General features: G+C 41.5%; 9 protein-coding genes and 1 pseudogene. 7 read left to right on the top strand and 3 right to left on the bottom strand.

The features are described from left to right. Window positions 1-299 precede the first annotated feature (299 nt). The 6 genes and pseudogenes from NLP_RS29695 (at window position 300) to NLP_RS29725 (ending at window position 10,419) form a co-directional block, all read left to right on the top strand. The gene (locus NLP_RS29695) at window positions 300-3,779 is read left to right on the top strand and encodes an Eco57I restriction-modification methylase domain-containing protein (protein WP_104909454.1); all 3,480 of its coding nucleotides are present in this window, start codon (window positions 300-302) and stop codon (window positions 3,777-3,779) included. Between the two features lie 311 nt (window positions 3,780-4,090). Then, window positions 4,091-4,342, top strand: a pseudogene (locus NLP_RS29700) (GAF domain-containing protein); the annotation flags it as partial. An 83-nt stretch (window positions 4,343-4,425) separates the two neighbouring features. Next, window positions 4,426-4,815: a VOC family protein gene (locus NLP_RS29705; RefSeq protein ID WP_104909455.1), complete on the top strand. Its 390-nt coding sequence runs from the start codon at window positions 4,426-4,428 to the stop codon at window positions 4,813-4,815. Between the two features lie 1,057 nt (window positions 4,816-5,872). Beyond that, on the top strand, window positions 5,873-7,609 hold the full coding sequence (locus tag NLP_RS29715; RefSeq protein ID WP_104909457.1) for a Dyp-type peroxidase: 1,737 nt from the start codon (window positions 5,873-5,875) through the stop codon (window positions 7,607-7,609). Window positions 7,610-7,827: 218 nt separating this feature from the next. Continuing rightward, window positions 7,828-9,072, top strand: a complete 1,245-nt coding sequence (locus tag NLP_RS29720) for a class I SAM-dependent methyltransferase (protein ID WP_104909458.1) — start codon at window positions 7,828-7,830, stop codon at window positions 9,070-9,072. Between the two features lie 468 nt (window positions 9,073-9,540). Continuing rightward, the gene (locus tag NLP_RS29725) at window positions 9,541-10,419 is read left to right on the top strand and encodes an NAD(P)-dependent oxidoreductase (RefSeq protein ID WP_104909459.1); all 879 of its coding nucleotides are present in this window, start codon (window positions 9,541-9,543) and stop codon (window positions 10,417-10,419) included. Window positions 10,420-10,612: 193 nt separating this feature from the next. Here NLP_RS29725 and NLP_RS29730 read toward each other — a convergent pair whose 3' ends face one another. Next, window positions 10,613-12,700 carry a chromosome segregation ATPase gene (locus NLP_RS29730; RefSeq protein WP_104909460.1) on the bottom strand — a complete coding sequence of 696 codons (2,088 nt, stop codon included), beginning with the start codon at window positions 12,698-12,700 and terminating at the stop codon, window positions 10,613-10,615. Window positions 12,701-12,860: 160 nt separating this feature from the next. Beyond that, window positions 12,861-13,760: an Hsp33 family molecular chaperone HslO gene (gene hslO / locus NLP_RS29735; protein ID WP_104909461.1), complete on the bottom strand. Its 900-nt coding sequence runs from the start codon at window positions 13,758-13,760 to the stop codon at window positions 12,861-12,863. Between the two features lie 141 nt (window positions 13,761-13,901). Between hslO and NLP_RS29740 the strand changes: the two genes are divergently transcribed. After that, window positions 13,902-14,288, top strand: a complete 387-nt coding sequence (locus tag NLP_RS29740) for a hypothetical protein (protein WP_104909462.1) — start codon at window positions 13,902-13,904, stop codon at window positions 14,286-14,288. A gap of 371 nt (window positions 14,289-14,659) precedes the next feature. Here NLP_RS29740 and NLP_RS29750 read toward each other — a convergent pair whose 3' ends face one another. Continuing rightward, window positions 14,660-15,085, bottom strand: a complete 426-nt coding sequence (locus NLP_RS29750) for a universal stress protein (RefSeq protein ID WP_104909464.1) — start codon at window positions 15,083-15,085, stop codon at window positions 14,660-14,662. Between the last annotated feature and the right edge of the window lie 314 nt (window positions 15,086-15,399).

Below are 15,399 nucleotides of genomic sequence, written 5' to 3' on the forward strand. Positions count from 1 at the left end.
TTTTATAAAGCAATTGGGTATTTTGGTAAAGTAATCAGCAAATCTACCTGATAATTTAAAATCACGGACGTACAAATTAAGCCAACATTTAGACAAATTGATAACTTTTCCGTATAATTTCTCAGCCTAATTAAATATAAAGGACTTATAAAGTATAAAAAGCATGGGTAAAAATTTAACTCGTATAAAGAGGATTTCTTAAAGTCCGCTAGCGCAGACTTAATTTTTATAGCCACAGATTTATTTTCTGAGTGGCAAATTTACCATGCTCTTTTTTTGTTCTTCAAGCATGATAAATTATGTCGCTTAATTTTCAACGAACACGTGATTTACTCTCTCAGTTCAAATTTAGTGATTTATTTATCGAGGAATTAGGTTGGTCTAAACCCTCAAGACAAAAACCTGAAACCTTAAAGATTGAGAATAAGACGTATCAATACCAGAAAATTGCTGAACTCTCAGGTGTTGCAATCTTTGAAGTCACCGCAGCAGATGGGAAAATACCAGAGGCTAAAGTTAGAAATGATATTTACAAAGAAATTAATAAACTGATAGCTGAAAATCTCCTAATTTTTATTACCGCAGAACGCACGCGTAGTCTTTGGTATTGGGTGAAACGAGAAGGAACTAAAACCTCTGTTCGTGACCATTTATATGTGAAAGGTCAACCAGGAGACTTGTTTTTAAGCAAGCTTGGTTCTTTAGTCATTGATATTACTGAATTAGAACATGGCGAACCGACTGTTGTCGAAATTGCTTATAAACTACAACATGGGTTTGATGTTGAGCCAGTAACCAAAAAGTTTTATAAGGAATTTCAAGAGCAACACCAGAAGTTTTTGCTATTTGTGAAAGGAATTGATAATGAGATAGATAGACGTTGGTATACATCGGTAATTCTCAATCGCCTGATGTTTGTTTATTTTCTTCAGCGCAAGGGTTTTATTGATAATAAAGATTTAAATTATCTGCAAAATAAGCTTGAGCAAAGCCAGCAAAAAGGTGAAAATCATTTTTATGGTGAATTTCTCAAGGCTTTGTTTTTTGAAAGCTTTGCAAAACCTGAGAGTGAACGCGATTTATCTGTACAAAAATTGGTAGGAAAGGTTAAATACCTGAATGGTGGATTATTTCTTAAACATCATATTGAAGAGAAATATCAAATTTCTATAGTTGATGAGGCGTTTGAGCAAGTTCTAGATTTATTTGGGCGTTATTCTTGGAATCTGGATGATACGCCGGAAGGAAAAGACGATGAAATTAACCCTGATGTTTTGGGTTATATATTTGAAAAATACATTAATCAAAAGGCTTTTGGGGCGTATTATACTAGACCACAGATTACAGAATATCTTTGTGATAGAACTATTCACAAATTAATTGTAGACCGCGTAAATGATGCGTTATCTGATAAGTATAAGCCATTTGAGGATATCAACGAACTTCTCATCAAGCTGGATACAAATATTTGTCGTTCCCTAATGGAAGATATTCTTCCTAATTTATCAATTCTTGACCCAGCTTGCGGTTCTGGTGCTTTTCTTGTAGCGGCGATGAAGACGCTTATCCAAGTTTATAGTGCGGTAATTGGGACAATTGAATTACAGGGAGGTCAGAAATTAAAGGACTGGTTAAAAACTGAAAAAACTGAGCATCTTTCCATAGAATATTTTATCAGAAAGCGCATTCTTAAAGATAACCTCTATGGTATAGACATCATGGAGGAAGCAACGGAAATTGCTAAACTGCGTCTTTTTTTAGCGTTGGTTTCTTCTGCTCATGATGTGGAAGAATTAGAGCCATTGCCTAATATTGATTTTAATATTATGGCGGGTAATTCGTTGATTGGACTGATTAAGGTAGATGATACTGCTTTTGATACAGTAGGAAATACTAAACAAGGTAATTTATTACAGCGTCTCACAGCAGATAATTACAAGGCTATTTTAGAAGAAAAGAATAAATCTATTGAACTTTATAAAAAACACGCTTTTATTCCTGGTGAGGAAAAACTTCCTGGTGGAGAAGTGGGAACGCATCAAGATGCAAGGTTGTTGAACTTACGTAAATCTATTGACAACCTTAATAAAGAATCACAAAAAAAGTTAAATCTTTTATTGTTGGATGAGTTTAGTCAAAAGCTCGGTATTAAATACGAGGAAGTTCAGTTAACTGGAAAATCACAGAAGCGTGTTTTGAAGGTTGAGGATATTGCAGCCTTGAAGCCGTTTCACTGGGGTTATCATTTTGACAAAGTTTTAGAACGCGGTGGGTTTGATGCAATTATCACTAACCCACCGTGGGAAATATTTAAACCACAGGCTAAAGAGTTCTTCGCACAGCATAATGAACTGGTGACAAAGAACAAGATGGATATTAAGGATTTTGAGAAAGAGCAGAATAAACTATTACAAAATCCAATAATTGCAAGTACTTGGTTAGAATATCAAAGTCAATATCCTTATGTCAGCGCTTATTATCGTTCATCTGAACAATATAAAAATCAGATTTCTGTAGTGAATGGTAAAAAAGCAGGTACGGATATTAATCTCTATAAGCTGTTTACAGAACAGTGTTTTAATCTTTTGCGTTCAGGCGGTGAGTGCGGAATTGTAATTCCTAGTGGTATTTACACTGATTTGGGGACTAAGCAATTGCGGGAGATGTTGTTTAGTCAAACTAAAGTTACTGGACTTTTTTGTTTTGAAAACCGCAAAACTATTTTTGAAGAAGTTGATAGTCGTTTTAAGTTTGTTGTCCTTACTTTTGCAAAAGGTAGTACAACAACAGAATTTCCATCTGCATTTATGCGTCATGATGTGCAAGAACTTCAAATGTTTCCTAGTGATGATAGCTTGCAGATTAATATTGATATGGTTCGTAAACTCTCACCTGATTCGCTATCTGTGATGGAGTTTAAGAATGAGGTAGATATCCGTATTTCTGAAAAAATGCTTCACTTCCCTTTGCTGGGTGAAAAAATTGATGGTAAGTGGAACTTTGTACTTACTCGTGAATTTGATAGAGGTAATGATAATAACCTTTTCCAACTACAAAAAACAGGAGAAACTTTACCACTTTTTGTAGGAAAAATGTTTCATCAGTTTAATCTTACAGAAGAATCATCACCATACTGGATTAAAGAGTCAATTGGTAGAGCAATATTACTTGGTAATAAGAAAGACAATAATCAAATTCTTGACTATCAGCGTTATCGTTGGGTACATCGTCGTATTGCGCGTAACACAGATTCAAGAACTCTAATTACTACAATTGCTCCCCGTAAAGTGTTTTGTGATAATAATAGTACGACTATAGATTTAAATAAATCTGGAATTTCTAATATTGAAATGATTTTTCTTTGTGCAATCTGTAATGCATTTATATTAGATTGGCTTTTACGTCAAAAAGTAACTACCACTCTCAATATGTTCTATGTCTACCAACTACCTGTCCCACGTTTAACAAAAAACGATCGCAACTTCAACGATATTGTACAACGCGCTGCCAAACTCATCTGCACTACACCAGAATTTGACGAACTCGCGCAAGAAGTCGGTTTAGGTTCTCATCAACAAGGTGTTACCGACGAAACAGAACGCGCCAAACTCCGCGCAGAACTCGATGGGATGGTAGCACACCTTTACGGCTTAACCGAAGATGAATTTAGCTACATCCTGACTACATTTCCGATTGTGAATGCAACCGTAAAAGAAGCAGCATTAGAAGCTTACCGTACCTTTGCTCCAATATTTGGAGACTCACAAGTAGCATTTTGAATACTAATGGCTAAACCATGAAGGTTTTTAATTATGTTGGTTTACAAATGACTTAAAGAACTCTCAATACTTGGTTCCACTGGCGCAGATAATTGTTTTAACAGCGAGTATGCTGCTTTATACTAGGACTTACGCATTGACACAATATACATAGTATGTATGGCTTGAAAAACCACATCTGTCGTAGGGGCACAGCAATGCTGTGCCCCTACAGCGCGGGTTTACTGATCATCAAAGAACAATTAATAAAGGCTGAAACGACCTATTTTCGTAAAACATACTATGATTAATTTGTACAGTGCGTAAGTCCTATATACTTAGCAGGACGGGTAAAGGCGATCGCTGATATTGAATTAGAGCAAATCCAACCTTGTCACCGAGATTTTCTCCGCAATATGCAGGTTCGCGCCAACCTGGTTGTACCAATTTTGATACCTAGAGGATTATGGGGATTGCTAGCAGCACATCACTGTCAAGAGCCTGATTATTGGTCGCCATCAGAGATAGAAATGATCCAAATAGGGGCACAAATAGCAACAGATCGTAATATTCTGGAGAGTTAAGTCACTGTGTATTCAAATCGCATACAGTTAAGTAGCAGAAATCCTCGCCAGCACTGATTATTTCTAGATAAGGAGAAAAAACTGTGAAATTTGGTCACACGGTCATTTGGGTAGACGATGTAGTTAAAACAGTTGAGTTTTACGAAAAAGCCTTTGGTCTAGTTCGCCGCACTCTCCAGGATAAAGGACAATCTATCTGGGCCGAAATCGAAACCGGAAACACCACATTGGCTTTCTCTTCTAGTAGCGAAGCAGAGAAATTATTTCCTGGAGGCTTCCATGCCAACGACGCCACACAACCACCGACATTGATTCAGATATCATTTATCACACCTGATGTTGGCAGCGCTTACATGAGAGCGATCGGCGCTGGTGCAAAAACACTAGATGCCCCGAAAACCCAGCCTGGGGGTAAAACTATTGCTCGTGTCCGCGATCCCAATGGTGTGCTAGTGTCGTTGGTGAGTGGTTAGATAGCAAATTGCCTTGGACGCGATTTATTGAGTTGTAGATTGCGATCGCTAGAGTTAAAATCAACACCTAAAATACTATTTATAAAATAAATCTTCAGTAGCGTGTGTTATGACTTTAGCCTAATGCACCGTTTTCTATAACGGTGTGTTAGGCACTTTAATTATGTTTTTCGTGACATAAAAAAATAGGACGAAATATAAAAGGTGTTTTGAAGAAGTCTGGTTTATTTGAAATTATCGAGAGTTAAAATAGCCAGAAAAACAGCACATTTATTTTATACAAAAGTAAAATTACGTAATTAGAACTTACGCATTGACGCAAAACACAAAGTATGCAGAGCTTGAAAAACCACATCTGTCGTAGGGGCACAGCATTGCTCATAGGTGTCAATTTAACGTGAAACCAGCTTGGTGACAACGTTTTGCCCTCACCCCCAGCCCCTCTCCCATCCGTGAGAGGGGAGCTAGACATTCAATTCCCCTTCTCCCTTGGGAGAAGGGGTTAGGGGATGAGGGCGTGAGGGATTTGCAAAACGCCTGTCTGATATAGTTTTCGGCTTAAGTTGACACCAATGAGCATTGCTGTGCCCCTACAGTGCGGGTTTACCGATTATCCAAGAAAAATTAATAAAGGCCTGAAACGACCTATTTTCGTGAACACATACCATGATTAATTTGTACAGTGCGTAAGTCCTAGTAATAATAAATCGCTAAAGTCACAAGCGAGAGCCGATTACTGGCAATTAATAATCGTTATATATTGAACTTACTATTAGAATTAAAATTATTTTTATTGAATTTTGCGTGTAACAGAGTGGAGCACAAATACAAAACTATTGCTATATCTTGCTCCTTACTATAATTTATGATCCTATTTAAAATACGTATAGTTTGTTTATACAACGCAATCTTCCTAAAGATGAAATATGGATAGAATTGCTGCATAAATTTCTTACCTAAGTCCGATAAGTTAACACAGGTTCCCATTAGAGATACCTGATTTGATATTTCCATTCTGGAATAGTCAATAGGTTTTACAATCAACAGGACTTTGATCATGACACAACAAATAATTCGTGAAGCGCCTGCTCCTGAACCGTTAGAAGGTCAACAGGCAAACGCATTTTACGTACCCGCGCCTAATGAGCCTATTCTCAATGTCAACAATATTCAAGGCAACATTCTAGGTGGGTTCAATAAAGACTACCAAGCCCTCTTATTCCTTGAAATTGAAAATCCAAATGCTTTCAAGAATTGGCTGAAGTCACAGATCAATTTCATTGCCACCGCCTCAGAAGTGATTGCCTTCAACCGCTTATTTAAATCAGCCAGACAACGGCGAGGCCGCGAAGGTACTGTTAAGGCAACCTGGGTGAATATAGCTTTTTCCTTTGAGGGGCTGAAGAAACTAACCAATGATGCCGACTCATTTACGGATGAATCCTTTAAAGCTGGACTAGCAGCACGCGCAACCGATCTGAACGACCCAGTAGACAAAGATGGTAAGCCTATTGGCTGGGTTGTGGGTGGGCCAGATAATGGCAAAGTTGATGTGGTTTTGATCATTGCCAGCGACGAACGCGCGGACTTATTAGCAGAAATCTCGCGGATTTTAGAAAGCATTGTGGCATTTACAGATGGCAAAGGCAACGCTAAGAGCAGCGGAGCCAGAATTACCTTCTTGGAAGAGGGAGCTAACTTACCCGCACCCCTGACTGGACATGAGCATTTCGGCAATTTGGATGGAATATCACAACCTGGTATTCGTGGCCGGGTTGCTGATAATCCTAAAGAACTTCTGACTCCTCGGCAAAACCCAGATAATAAAAACCAGGGCAAACCAGGACAGGATCTGCTGTGGCCAGGAGAATTCGTTTTTGGCTATGAGGGTCAGGACAATGATGCTAAAAAGTTGGAACATAGCAAAGGTCAGGTTGTGTCGGCAGGACTACACTGGGCGAATGATGGCTCTTACCTTGTATTCCGGCGATTGCGTCAAGATGTGTATAAGTTTCACAAGTTCTTGAATGACACTGCTGCTGACTTAGACACTGACGCTCGAAAGGTGAGCGCAAAGCTGATTGGTCGCTGGCCCAGTGGTGCTCCCACTGTCCGTACGCCGGAAGAAGACGCCCCAAAATTAGGTGATGATGACAATGCCAACAATGATTTTGAATTCAACGGTGACGATCCACCAGATGGAAAATTCTTCAAAAACGACGTAGTTCCACCTTCCAAAGATGCAACGGGTCTGCGCTGTCCGTTTATTGCCCATACCCGCAAGACTTATCCACGCAATGACAAAACACCAGGAGGTGGAGGCCCAGGGCCAGAAGAGATTGACCGCAGTGAAGTGACCACTCAAACACACCGCTTGCTCCGTCGCGGCATTCCTTATGGCCTGGTGTCTCCTTCCACGCCGAACAATCCGCTACAAGACCCGAACTTTGTTGATCGCGGTCTCCACTTTTTGGCTTATCAGACTTCGATTGTAGACCAGTTTGAGTTTGTCACTAAGTTCTGGGCTAACAATCCAAACTTTAGTGAGGAGGCGGCTAAAGGTCACGAGTTTGAAGGTAAATTAACTCTTGGTCACGATCCAATTATTGGTCAAAGTGAAAATAACAAACCAGATGGCGATCGCACACGCAAGTTCTTTATCCACCTTGAGGATGACCAAAATCAACCTCAAACTAAGGAGTTGACTGCACCTGAAGACTGGGTAATCCCTACTGGTGGCGGCTACTTCTTTGCACCCTCGATTTCTGCTTTGAAGGAAGTATTGACAAAATAAGGATTTTAGGTAATTAGGGGCAGAACCATTTGGTGGCGATCGCACCGAACTGCAAACTTTCCAAGTTTTGTCTGTCAATGAATACCAGCGCTTATGCCACAGTGGTCGATATCATGGGGTTTGTAGACCGTTAGGGAAATTATGAATTATGAATTTTGTTTTGCATCATTCATAATTCATTTATTTTCTCTATTCCCCAATCTAAAACCTCAAATTTTATGGATTCAAATCCAGCATTGTGTGCTGCGATCGCCAATTACATTACCACCAGTCCCCAGCAACGAATTACTTTCGCCGAATTCATGGAGATGGCATTATACCACCCTGAATACGGCTACTATTCCAGCGATGCACTAAAAATTGGCTTTAAAGGTGGTGATTTTTTCACTTCTCCCAACCTCTGCTCTGACTTTGGCGAGTTACTAGCAGAACAATTTTTGCAAATGTGGGAGATTCTAGGAAAACCTGTACCCTTTTCTCTAGTAGAAATGGGAGCAGGCCAAGGATTGCTAGCTTTGCATATCCTTAAATATCATCAACAGCACTACCCAGATTTTTTTACCGCGCTGGAGTACATCATTGTTGAAAAGTCTCCAACTTTAAGACAAGAACAGCAGCAACGCTTGCAAGATTTGCCTGTGCGTTGGTGCAAATTTGAGGATATACCACCAAATGCGATCGCAGGCTGCTTTTTTTCTAACGAGTTAGTTGATGCTTTCCCCGTGCATCAATTCATTCTAGAAACAGGAGAACTCCGAGAAATTTATGTGACAACTTCAGTTAACCTAACCCTCCAACCCCCTTCCCTAGAAAGTAAGTCTTTCTCCCCTCCCCTCATAGGGCAGGGGTTGGGGGAGAGGTCAAATTTTGCATTTGTGGAAGTCACAGGGGAACCTTCAACGCCCCAACTAGCTGAACATTTGGATTTACTGGAAATAAACTTAACCCAAAGTACATATCCAGATGGCTACCGTAGTGAAATTAATTTAGCTGCTCTAGACTGGTTGAGTATAGTAGCAGACCGCTTGCAGCGCGGCTATGTGTTAACAATTGATTATGGCTACCCCGCCAGTCGTTACTATAATCCCAGGCGATCGCAGGGAACGCTACAGTGTTATTACCATCATCGTTTTCATGACAACCCCTATATTAATATTGGGCGACAAGATATCACTGCCCATGTTGACTTTACAGCTTTGGAATGCTGGGGTGAGAAGTATAACTTAAAGAATGTTGGTTTTATCCAGCAGGGATTATTTTTGATGGCGTTGGGGTTAGGCGATCGGATTGCAGCCCTTTCTTATCAAAAGCAACCTCTCTCGCAGTTACTACAGCATCGGGACGCACTACACCAACTTCTAGATCCCACAGGACTCGGCGGTTTTGGAGTCTTAATTCAAAGCAAAGGTCTGGACAAGACAGAAATCTCTCAACCATTAAAAGGATTGACTCTGCCAGAGTAAGCGTAAAGAAAGAAAAGTTAAAACTCTATTTAAGAATGCACTATCAGTCTTATTTGGACTAGCATAACAGTGATTACTGTAAATTTAAACACACTACCAAAGTAATAATTATGTCCACTCATGACCTGTTAATGCTAGTAACACTACTTACCCCTGGTATATTACTTTCAGTGATAATAATGTTGACTTTTGCTGCCGGTGGTTGATTGCCAGAGTTAGGGAGTAAGAAAACTGGGATTTAGGATTGTATTTTAAATTTCAAATTATTACTTTCCAACCGAATTTGAATCAAACAATGCGATGTTCGTGATGGGCTATGACGCTCGTTCGCGCAGCGTGTCGCAGACAAGACTCGCTCTAAGCGTTGGCGCAGCCTCTTTAAGAGTTGCTATGCCACAAAGCTTTACGCAAATCTTAGAGACGCTACGCGAACGCTATCGGTGATGCTGTATTAAAGGAACGTAAAAAATGAAGGTGGCATTTCTGGGAACTGGACTGATGGGACTACCAATGGCTCAAAGGTTATTAGCCGCAGATATACAGCTAGTTGCCTACAATCGCACCCCAGAAAAATTAGCACCACTACAAGCATCTGGGGCTGAAATTGCTACACATCCCCGCCACGCCATTCGTGCTGCTGAGTGCGTAATTCTCATGCTGACTAATGCCCCGGCCATTTATAATGTGTTGCTTTCAGATACTGCTTGGCAAACTCTGGAAGGACGCACAATTATCCAAATGGGAACAATTACGCCCACAGAAAGCCAGGAAATTAGAGATGCAGTTGTTGCTGGTGGGGGTGAGTATTTAGAAGCACCTGTATTAGGGAGTATTCCAGAAGCAAAAGCTGGCAAGTTGAGTGTTATGGTAGGGGCGGAGCCAGAACAATACGAACGCCACTTGAAGTTACTCCAAAATTTTGGGACAGAACCTTTACTTATCGGGCCAGTGGGATCTGCGGCGGCGCTTAAATTGGCACTAAATCAACTAATAGCTTCTCTAACAACTAGCTTTGCTTTGAGTCTAGCTTTTGTCCAGCGCCAAGGTGTCGATGTCGATGTGTTTATGCAAATCTTGCGCGACAGTCCACTCTACGCCCCTACCTTTGACAAAAAGCTACAACGGATGTTAGATGGCAATTATGCCGATCCCAATTTCCCCACAAAACACTTGCTTAAAGATACGGAATTATTTATTTCAGAAGCGAAATCTCGGAGTTTGGATCTTAGCAGTATTAAAGGAGTACGGCAAATCTTACAAACAGCCGTAAAAATGTCATTTGCTGATGATGATTACTCATCACTATTTTCAGTCATTAAGGAATGGGGAGAAGCGATGGGAGAATAAATTTTTGTAGGGTCTACAAATATAGATTGGTGTCAACTTAACGTTAAAAGGGCGGTTGATAACCGCCCTGTCTGTAAGTTGACACTTGAAAAATTTTCTAAATTCGGTTTTTCTTACACCCCGGCATTCCTGATATGTCTTTGAAAATGCTCAATCAAAAGGTATTAACTGAATCGTAATCGTTAAAAGGATATTACTGGCCATTAATAGTAGTTGATGGGGAAAATGGCAAAGATTCAGTCTGAGGCTGAGGTTGAGACGGAGGCTGAGGTTCAGGTTGAGGATTGAGAAATTCCTGCCAAGTCTTTATTTGCTCTTGCGCTGCACTGTAAGCAGCACTACCGCGTGGAATCGATTTGGCAATATCAATGCCTCTAGCAATATCAGACTGACCTTGAGTTCGTGCTATTTCTAACAATTGCTGACTCCATTGGTCAATAGCCTGATTCGCATCCATACGTAAGATGCTATTGTTTGAAACTCGATCCGCCAGTCGTATTGCTTCAACCAAGGCTTCTGGAGTGCCAGTCGCCCCCACTTCCTGGGCTTTTTTCCAGTTTTCTCTGGTGCGGATTTGCCCTTCCCAGTCATTTATCGCAGCTTGTGCTTCTTGTGAAAGCGCCCTTCCCGATGAGGCAATTTGTTGAGCTGTGCTAATGGCGGCGGTGAGATTTCCACTTTGGGCTAGTTCTTGTGCTTGATCCAAGTAAGGTTGGTCTTGAATTCGCTCAATCTTTCCTACCCAAGTACGAATTTTTTTCCGTGCTTCTGGATACAATGCACGACCTCTACGAATTTCGCTAGCCTGGGCGATCGCTGCTTGTAAGGAGTTAATATCCTCGAATATTGCGATCTGTTCGGCGCGGTCTAAGTAAGGTTGGTCTTCAATTGTCTCCACTTGGGCATTCCAGCGACCGATCTCTTGTCTAGCTTCTGCGCCTCTAGGGTTACTAGCAGGAATAAGCTGTACTTGGGCGATCGCTGCGGTTAAATTAGGGACTGTTCCCTGGCTAGCCAATATTCTTGCTTTTTCCAGATGGGCAACATCTTCAATTTCCAACTGCCAACGAGCAATTAGTTGCTGTGCTTCGTTATACACTGGTCTAGTAGGATCGATTTGTTGTGCTTGAGCGATCGCTGCCTCTAAACCAGAAACATTACCGATCCAAGCACTCCTTTTCGCGTCAGCTATGGCAATAAAGTCATCAGTTTCGCCTTGCAGTTTCGCACTTTCCGGTATTTCCCTAGCAATATTCAGCGCTTCATCCGCATCCTGCTTATCTAGTTTCGCCTGTGCTAATTCCAGCATTTTGCGTCCAAATGCCGGAATCGCTTCCTGAGCTTTTTGGTAAATGTAACTTTCCTGCCCAATCGACTCGGCTAACTTGACCGCTTCTAGTATGTTATCGACTACTTTGCTGTTTGCTAAACTTTCGGCTTTTCCTAACTTATCGCCATCTTCCCGTGCTGTGGCAATGAGACGATTCAATTGGTCGTATTTAGTACCCGCCCAGTACTGATTGTCTACACGCAGCATTTTAGCGGATAACATGAACGCTGATTGCCAGCGCCGTTCCTTTACTTCGGCGATCGCACCGTTGTATGTGGCTTCAGCCTTTGACCAAATTGACTGCCATTTGTCAACTTGTTGATCGACTAATTTATAAGCTGCTACATCTTCGGGTATCTTACGAGCAGTTGCGATCGCTTCCTCTAAATTCCCTGTTTGGAAACTTTGATCGGCTAGCTTCAAAATATCCCGCGACCATTCTTCGATGAAACGATCGATTTCTCCATGCAACGGGTGATTTTGTGGTAGTTGCTTCACCAGAGCGATCGCTTGCAATAGGTCGTTCACTGTTTGTTTAGAAGCCGCCAACTGGGCACAGTGTAGCCGTACAGAAGCACTAGCTAGCGGCCAGAAAATCGAGGGGCAATTAGGGGCAGCAGGCAACTTGAACAGCATTGCCATTGCCAAAAATCCTACACTGCCGGGAATCAACATTAGTAGTACTAGCCACAATGTCCAGCTTTTCATCCAGCGTGGCCATGTCCCAGAAGTACTACTGAGTTGGGCAGTTTCTTCTGAATGACTATTTATAGTTAATCCTTCCCTATGGTTTTTTTTTCGCCGCTTCACTGACTTGGAGGTAGAACCAGTAGCTGGGACATCAAATGGCTGAGTTTCACCGAATTGTTCTGTTCGGGATAATCTTTGGCTTTGATCTGGCTTTCTTCCACTGGCTGAAGACCAACTGTCTGGAATATCCCGCTCTGTCATCTCTCACACCAAAATAATTGAATAGCGCTCTGTCTTAGGTTGATAATTCCATTGTTGACATAGTAACTTTCTCGTCATTAAAAAGCTACTTTTTTGATTATTTCTCTCCACAGAGTACCATGATCAATCTCAAAAATCAGTGCTATTTTATACTTTATCCTCAAACAGCAGATTCGGCTTGCAAATCGGAAATTAGTTGAGCTAACTGCTCGCTACTTGCTTGGTAGACGTTGCCGCAAAAGTCACAAGTTGCTTCAGCACCATCATCCTTAATAATCATATCTTGCAGTTCAGCTTCTCCCAAAATCTTCAGTGCCCCCAAAACGCGATCAAAAGAGCAACCACAGTGGAAGCGCAACATTTGGCGTTCGGAAAAGATTTCCAATCCCATGTCTCCCAATAAGTCACCAAAGATTTCAGGTAAGGTCTTCCCAGCTTGCAACAACGGCGTAAATCCTGCTAGACCAGCAACGCGTGATTCCAACGTTTCTATTAGGGCTTCGTCTCTGGCGGCTTTAGGCAATACTTGTAACAGTAATCCTCCAGCAGCAGTTACTCCTGCTACTCCCACGAATACACCTAAAACTAAAGCCGAAGGAGTTTGTTCGGAATTCACCAGATAATGAGCGACATCATCACCAATTTCGCCAGAAACTAGTTCTACCGTACTAGAGTAGGGATAACCGTGACCGATATCTCGCACTACGTAAAGGTAGCCGCCACCCACAGCACCACCAACATCTAACTTACCTTTGGCATTGGGAGGCAATTCTACAGATGGATTCCCGACATATCCGCGTACCGTTCCATCTAACCCTGCATCTACTAATATGCCACCCAAAGGCCCATCGCCCTTTACTCGGACATTGACCCTCGATCCAGTCCGCTTCATACTAGAAGCCATTAACAAGCCTGCCGTCATAGTCCGACCCAGTGCTGCCGTTGCCACATAAGAAAGCTGATGACGCTGCCGTGCTTCTTCTGTTAAACGTGTGGCGATCGCACCTACGGCACGAATTCCACCTTCGGCTGCTGTTGCACGAATTAACTGATCCGCCATGAATAACCTTACATTTCTTAACAAGTTCACTTTTTCTATTCTAAGTTCTCTGCTGCGAGAAAAGTCACCTAGTCATAATCAGTGATTGTATTTGCAATATTAGAAATAGCGATGTCTTAATCTTTAGGTAATCCGAGAAAAATGCTGGGTAATTTTCAACAAAGCCAACTGCGGATCGAAATCGAAGCATCAACAGATGCAATTCGTGACAGTCTATTGCATCCAGTGCAACTAAAAAAATGGCTTTTAGGGCAACGTTTTGCGCCCGGAATGCCAGAAGAACTGCTTCCCGGATTTCAGTTTACAACCTGGACTGGGCCAGTCGCGATTCATCATCAAGTAAATGTTGTCAAATCCAATTGCCTCCGCTTAGTACTCAGCGGAGGCATTGACGGGTTCCACGAATGGTACTGGGGAGAAGGTTGGGTACAGTCCCGCTTGGAAGGAATTTCAATTTTGCCCTTGAATTTGGGTCAAACACTCAGTTTGTTGAGCTTGCGTCAGTTTTTAGCAACTCCAGAACGTTGAATTGACTGAACGTAGAAAGGGAATTTTTCTTGTCTCTATGGCTAGCTCTTTCAAGGTGACTCGAAAAATCTCTTTTTTCTCTCTACGCCACGGACACTTTGCTGAAGTAGGGAAACCCGCTCATGCAAGTGTCCTCCTCTGTGCCTCTGCGGTTTAAAAGTAATTTCTCCAACCACTCCAGACTAAAGAACACAGATAGGTTAAAATCCTTAAACCGACATTTTGCACCATGTTGTCGACTTTCTAGACTCATGGGAATTAGTTTTTTGTTGACCAATTCGTAGCGGGTATCAGTGCCATCATCATATTTCAGGTATTCTTCAAAGATTAGTTTTGAGGTGATTATAGCCCTTGCTTCCCCTTGCAAATCTTTACCTTGGTTTGACGACCAACACTGAACAATTAGCCTCTTCTACAACTTGACTGCTAACAGAACCCTGAACAATTCGTTTCATCCCGATCAAGCCCCGACTGCCAATTACGATCAAGTCAATTTTATAAATATTGGCAAGACGAATAATTTCTTCAGCGGGATCGCCAGTTACTAACTCTAACTCACTTCTGGCTGATAACTTTTCCTGATATAATTGCAGTTGCTTTTCAATATGAAAATAAGAAAACGTTGGGGACTCTGGCTGAGGGCGATCGGCAGGTAGTTCCATTTCTGACTCTGGTGTGAGAAACACATGACAGAGAATAACCTTGGCGTCTTTTGAAAACACCAAATAATCTAAAGCTTGAATTACTCGTTCTGAAATATCCGAACCGTCCAGAGCTACCAAAACACTATTTAGCACTGCTCTCGTCTCCTAAAGAGTAGACCCCTTACATACATAAGTATCTAGCAAAATTAGTCGGCAATGACACTAAACTAATTTTTTATCTGACAACTTAGTTTATATATTTAAGGCTAGGCCATAGGTCAGCTAGTTTTACGCCACTTTCATGCAAACGGGTTGTAGCAACTTTTCTGGAGAAGCTTTTCACAAGTTTTTGGGAGAAGAAAACCTTCTCCCAGAAACTACACTCGCCAATGCCCGACTTGTGAACGCTTAAAAGGTGATTGAAGTTAGGATAGCAAATGGCGTACTTTAGCATAGCTTACCGTAAG

The organism is Nostoc sp. 'Lobaria pulmonaria (5183) cyanobiont', from assembly GCF_002949795.1.
GTDB lineage: Bacteria > Cyanobacteriota > Cyanobacteriia > Cyanobacteriales > Nostocaceae > Nostoc.

What these genes read in the sequence shown, in the direction of transcription:
- NLP_RS29695 (WP_104909454.1), top strand. Translation starts at nt 300, where the DNA reads ATGTCGCTTAATTTTCAACGAACACGTGATTTACTCTCTCAGTTCAAA.
- NLP_RS29715 (WP_104909457.1), top strand. Translation starts at nt 5,873, where the DNA reads ATGACACAACAAATAATTCGTGAAGCGCCTGCTCCTGAACCGTTAGAA.
- NLP_RS29720 (WP_104909458.1), top strand. Translation starts at nt 7,828, where the DNA reads ATGGATTCAAATCCAGCATTGTGTGCTGCGATCGCCAATTACATTACC.
- NLP_RS29725 (WP_104909459.1), top strand. Translation starts at nt 9,541, where the DNA reads ATGAAGGTGGCATTTCTGGGAACTGGACTGATGGGACTACCAATGGCT.
- NLP_RS29730 (WP_104909460.1), bottom strand. Translation starts at nt 12,700, where the DNA reads ATGACAGAGCGGGATATTCCAGACAGTTGGTCTTCAGCCAGTGGAAGA.
- hslO (WP_104909461.1), bottom strand. Translation starts at nt 13,760, where the DNA reads ATGGCGGATCAGTTAATTCGTGCAACAGCAGCCGAAGGTGGAATTCGT.
- NLP_RS29740 (WP_104909462.1), top strand. Translation starts at nt 13,902, where the DNA reads ATGCTGGGTAATTTTCAACAAAGCCAACTGCGGATCGAAATCGAAGCA.